Below are 5,044 nucleotides of genomic sequence, written 5' to 3'. Positions count from 1 at the left end.
TTGTCTTATTTAGATATGATACACTCCGAAAATAAAAAATTTTAAAAAGGAAAAACAATATAATGACTGAAGAAATTGTAAAATCAGCACTTTCAAAAGTTATGTATCCCGGTTTTACTAAGGATATTGTAACTTTTGGTTTTGTTAAAGATATAGTTGTAAACGGTAGTGATGTAAGCGTAACTGTTGACATCACATCAAGCGCACCAGAAGTGGCACAACAAATTAAAGATGAGGCTACTGCTGAGTTGATGAGAGAGGGAGCTGAGAATATTACTGTAAATGTAAAAGCACCTGTAATGCCAAGAGAGAGCTCTTCTCATGGTAAAAACATCGCTCCACAAGTAAAAAACTTTTTAATGGTTAGTTCTGGAAAAGGTGGAGTTGGTAAATCAACTACTTCTGTAAATATCGCTATTGCACTTGCACAACAAGGTAAAAAAGTAGGTCTTTTAGATGCAGATATTTATGGTCCAAATATTCCTCGTATGATGGGTATAGCAGATGTAAAACCCGAAGTAAATGGAAATAAAGTACTTCCAATTAAAGCGTATGGCATTGAGATTATGTCTATGGGTTCACTTATGGAACAAGGGCAATCTTTAATTTGGCGTGGTGCTATGATTATGAAAGCAATTGAGCAATTCTTGCGTGATATTTTATGGTCTGAATTAGATGTATTAGTTATTGATATGCCACCGGGAACTGGTGATGCACAACTTACACTTGCTCAGTCTGTACCTGTAACTGCTGGTCTTACTGTAACTACTCCTCAGGGCGTTTCACTTGATGACTCTCGTCGTTCACTTGATATGTTCAAAAAACTTAACATTCCTATTGCTGGTATTGTTGAGAATATGAGTGGGTTTATTGCTCCAGATACTGGTGTTGAGTATGACATTTTTGGAAAAGGAACTTCTGAGCCTATGGCGAAAGAGTTCGATACAAAAGTAATTGCTGAAGTGCCAATTGAGCCTGCTATTAGAACAGGTGGAGATGATGGAAAACCTATCACTTTTGTAGCACCAACAAGTGAATCAGCAAAACGCTATATGCAAGCTGCTGAATCTATTTGGGCAACTATTGAAGAGATTAATGCAAATGGTGGAGTAGATAATCAATCTGTTCAACCAACAACACCTCCAGGTGTAAGTGCATGTTCTACTGGCGGAAGTTCTACTGGGTCTGCACAAAGTAGCGGTGGTGGATGTGGCTGTAGTTAGTTATATCTATATGTAAATACAATCTCATTACTTACACCTCTTGCGAGGTGTAATATTTATACTTTATTCTACAGTAACACTTTTTGCAAGATTTCTCGGCATATCTACATCATTTCCAAGACGTATAGAAATTTCTAATGAAAGAAGTTGCACAACCACCATCATTTCAAAAAATTCTAACATATAATGCCCGTGTTCTTTTGTTTTTATAAAGTCATCTGCTTTGTCAAATTCTATTGGAGAGATGGCACAGATTGTAGAGTCTCTTGCACTTAACTCTTCTGCATTACTTCGTGATTTTTCATATAGAAGATGCTTTGGAAGTAGGGCTATAGTAAAAAGTTCAGGGTCTGCAAGTGCGATAGGACCATGCTTCATCTCTCCACTTGGATACCCCTCTGCGTGCAGATATGAAATTTCTTTTAGTTTTAAAGCACCCTCAAGTGCTAATGGATAGAACAGATCACGCCCAATAAAGAAAAATCCGTGACCATGTAGGTATCTTTTTGAGAGTCTTTTGATGCGTTCATGCATGCTGTCTTCTACTATAACACTTTTTGGAATTTCTCGTAAGAGACTGATTTGTTCTGCTATCTCCTGCGTTTGCATACTATTGTTGCGTTTGGCAACATAAAGTGAAAGCATCCAAAAAACGACAACTTGCGTTGCAAATGCTTTTGTAGAAGCGACACCTTTTTCAACACCTGCACGGGTTAAAATGCTTGCATCAGCCATGCGAACCATGGAAGAGTTATCAACATTACAAATTACCAATGTCTTAAGACCTGCGGCTTTTGCCATTTTAAGTGTTTCTAATGTGTCTGCAGTCTCTCCACTTTGTGAAATTACAACAAAAAGTGTATCTTGTGTGAGGACTGGTTCGCGATAACGCAGTTCTGATGCTACTTCTACTGATGTTTTTATTTTTGCATGTCTCTCAAACATATATGAAGCACAAAGTGCAGAGTGGTAAGATGTACCACAGGCACAGAGTTTAATCTCATTAATGCTATCAAAAAGAGAGGTGTCAATTTCATCAAAAACTACTGCATCTTCACTTAATCGTCCAAGAAGTGTATCTGATATAACACTACTTTGTTCATAAATCTCTTTTTCCATAAAGAAGCGGTAGCCGTCTTTTTGTGCAGAGAGTTTGTTTGTCGAGAGTTTTGTAAAGTGTGGCTCTTTTTTGTTGCCCATTTTATCAAAGATAACTATTTCATCGGCATTGACATAGCCATAGTCACCATCTTCAAAATAATTTACATCAGAACACTGCCCAATGAGTGGTGTATCTGAAGATGCAAAGTATTTTTCATTCTCTGCGTTTATTCCCATAAGCATAGGGGAACCATTCTTTGCAAAAAAGATAGTGTCATCTTCACTTTTTGTTACAAGTAAAATAGCATAGGCACCCTCTAATTCGCTAATGGTCTTTTTAAAAGCTTCAAAACTATTTGTACTCTTTTTTTGATTTTTTTCAAATTGATGTACTATTACTTCTGTATCGGTTTGGCTTAAAAAGGTAACACCTTCATTTTGTAGCTCTTTTTTGAGTGGGGCATAATTTTCAATAATTCCATTGTGAACGACATAAGAGCTTGCTCCAACATGAGGATGTGCATTTAACTCTGTTGGCTTTCCATGTGTTGCCCAACGAGTATGTCCAATTCCTGCTGCAAATGCATCTGTTACGAAATCTTTTGTTTTTTCTTCAAGATTTACAAGCTTTCCAACAGCTTTAAAACTTGAAAATTCTCCATCACTAAGCACTGCAATTCCTGCTGAATCATAGCCTCTATATTCAAGCTCTTTTAAGCCCTCAAGTAAAATTTCTTTTGTATTTTTTTGTCCTAAATAGCCTACGATGCCGCACATATAATTTCCTTATTTTTTACCGTTAGATAATGATTTGTAAATGTTTTCAACATTATTGCATATTTTGTTTTGTTTTTCTATTAAAAAACTATCGCGTACCTTATATTTACTAGAATGAATTTTTGCAGTAATAACATTAATTTGTAACTCTTCAAGCTGATGCATAATATAGGCTAGAAGTCCTGTCTGATTAGATGTGTTGATGTTGAGTTCGGCATGTGTAATTGAGTGCTCACAATCAAGGCTAATCTCCTCTTTTTTAATGTTTACTGATTTTAGTGGCACCTCTTTTTGCATATCAAAAGCATTGTCTATAATGTCTTGTACTTCCACCAAAACATTTTTATCAACATTTTGAATAAATTCAATTTTGAAATATTTTACTCCGTCAAAAAGGGTGAAAATTTCCATAGAAGCGACTTGTAAATGTGCAAGAGTTGCTAGTAAATAACCGATGTTAAGTGGAATTTTTCGTAAAATTTCTATGCTTAAAGAACCCTCATTTTTGAGACTAAAACTGTACTCTTTTGTCTCTCTTGCAAGTTTTGCAATGTGTATAATATCTTGAGGTGTGTGTTTAAAGAAAAAGAGATTTGACTCTATTGAGAGTAGTCTTTTTTGCAAAAGAGAGGGAAGCTCTTTGAACTCTTGTAGATTTTTAACACGAGACTCAATAATAACTCTTTTTTTCGCATCTGTTATTCTATTTTTGTTCTGTGCAATTTCTAGTGCATTTGTATAAAGATCAAAAAGAAGTTTAGAGTTAAAAGAGTTGTAAACATCACCACCAACTCCGCTGATGTCAGCATATGTGAGTAAATAGAGGAGTTGTAGATTTTTTGCATCTTCTATTTTAGACATAAATTTATAGAGTGTTTTTTCATTATGTATATTTTCTTTAAAGGCAACGCTACTCATTAAAATATGATGTTTTACTAGGGTTATGGCACGCTTAGTGAGTTCTTCACTAAGTTTAATATGTTTAATAAATTGCAGTAGTAGTTTTGCACCTACTTCACTATGGTCTTGTTTCCTTCCTTTTCCCGTGTCATGGAAGAAAACAACGATTTTGATGAGCAGTTTTTCATCTGCGTTTAGTCCATCAAAAAGTGTTTGAAGTCGTTCCTCTTTTATGTTCTCTAACGCTTCAACACACTTGATAGAGTGAACATCTACAGGATAGTGATGATAACCATCAAATTGTGGAAGGTGCATTACTTTTTTGAAATTTGGAAATAGTTCAGGAAGTACCCCCGCATCATAAAATAGTTTTAAAAAGGGTGCAATATTGCGTTTTGTAAAGAGTTGTTTTATAAGTATATATGTATCTGCTTGAAGCGGATGCGATATTTCTGCACGGGAAAATTGGTATAAAAAACCAGCATCAAACTTGTACTTTTTATCTTCCGTTTTGATGAGGAGTTCTAGTAAAGAGTTGATATTTTGTATAGGAAGATGAAAAGAAGCATAGAGCCTTGCATTATACTCATAAAAGCCTTTTTGTATTCTACTCTTTCTAAACGCAGCGATGTGTTGAGCATCATAAATGTAAGGGCGTACCATTTTTTTGACAAATATTTGTACAAAATTATTTATTTGCCACTGTGCTTCTAATACTTTTGTAGCAAGTTTTGTCTGCTCTTTAAATCCTAATAGAGTACTGACTTCTGGAATGTATTGTAGTAAGAGTCTATCCTCTTGTTTGCCTGTTATAAGATGCAGAGCACTTCTGACTCTGTAGAGTAGTTCTAGTGCCATACGATACTCTTTATACTCTTCATCTGAAAAAACAGTGCCACTGAGCTCTTTTGTACTATCTATTCCATAAATAGTTTTTGCCACCCAAAAAATGAGGTGAGAATCCCGAAGTCCTCCGACACTCTCTTTGATGTTTGGCTGCATAGAACTAGGGTACTTTTTGCGCCTCAGTTGTGCCTCTTCAA

The 5,044-nt window shown here is 35.5% G+C and carries 3 protein-coding genes; 1 reads left to right on the top strand and 2 read right to left on the bottom strand.

Annotated features, from left to right (window positions below; translation table 11 throughout):
* Nucleotides 1–62: 62 nt before the first annotated feature.
* Nucleotides 63–1,223: an Mrp/NBP35 family ATP-binding protein gene (locus tag MVY38_RS02350; RefSeq protein ID WP_297483172.1), complete on the top strand. Its 1,161-nt coding sequence runs from the start codon at nucleotides 63–65 to the stop codon at nucleotides 1,221–1,223.
* A 63-nt stretch (nucleotides 1,224–1,286) separates the two neighbouring features.
* On the opposite strand, the gene glmS is transcribed toward MVY38_RS02350, so the two are convergent.
* Together glmS and MVY38_RS02340 are read right to left on the bottom strand one after the other, a co-directional pair.
* Nucleotides 1,287–3,101 carry a glutamine--fructose-6-phosphate transaminase (isomerizing) gene (gene glmS / locus MVY38_RS02345; RefSeq protein ID WP_297483168.1) on the bottom strand — a complete coding sequence of 605 codons (1,815 nt, stop codon included), beginning with the start codon at nucleotides 3,099–3,101 and terminating at the stop codon, nucleotides 1,287–1,289.
* A gap of 9 nt (nucleotides 3,102–3,110) precedes the next feature.
* The coding region (locus MVY38_RS02340) for an HD domain-containing protein (RefSeq protein WP_297483166.1) at nucleotides 3,111–5,044 on the bottom strand (1,934 nt) is incomplete at its 5' end.

Source organism: Sulfurimonas sp. (genome assembly GCF_027056685.1).
Lineage (GTDB): Bacteria > Campylobacterota > Campylobacteria > Campylobacterales > Sulfurimonadaceae > Sulfurimonas.
This window is presented reverse-complemented; position numbering and strand designations above follow the sequence as displayed.